At 63.7% G+C, this 463-nt stretch carries 1 pseudogene; it reads left to right on the forward strand.

The window, feature by feature from the left end:
* Window positions 1-21 precede the first annotated feature (21 nt).
* Window positions 22-463 (forward strand): annotated as a pseudogene (locus ACLRGI_RS23390) (HNH endonuclease); the annotation flags it as partial.

The raw sequence follows: 463 nt of genomic DNA on the forward strand, positions 1-463 counted from the left end.
GCCAACACTGTCAGTGGTGACTTGATTGAGCAGTTGCGGGTGTTGGAGGAGATGAAGTCGGCCATCACGGCTTTGCAGGCGCGGGTTGCTGTGGCTTTTGATCTTGCCCAGCGTGCCGAGCAGGCCGAGGCCGGTGTTCCTGCCTCCGGGCGGGGCCAGGGTGTGGGTGCTCAGGTGGCGTTGGCGAGGCGCGATTCACCGAACCGTGGGTCGAGGTTGCTGGGTTTGGCGAAGGCTCTTGTGATGGAGATGCCCCGCACGTTGGCGGCGCTGAGCTCCGGGCAGTTGAATGAGTGGCGTGCGACGCTGCTGGTGAAGGAGACCGCATGTCTTTCTGTTGAGGACCGGTCCGCGGTGGATGAGGAACTCGCCGCCGATACCGGGACCTTCGACGGCAAGGGCGATAAAGCAATCATTGCCGCGGTGAAGGCTGCGGCGTATCGGCGTGATCCTCGCTCGGTGG

Source organism: Paenarthrobacter sp. PPS72 (assembly GCF_048537125.1).
GTDB classification, from domain to species: domain Bacteria; phylum Actinomycetota; class Actinomycetes; order Actinomycetales; family Micrococcaceae; genus Arthrobacter; species Arthrobacter nitroguajacolicus_E.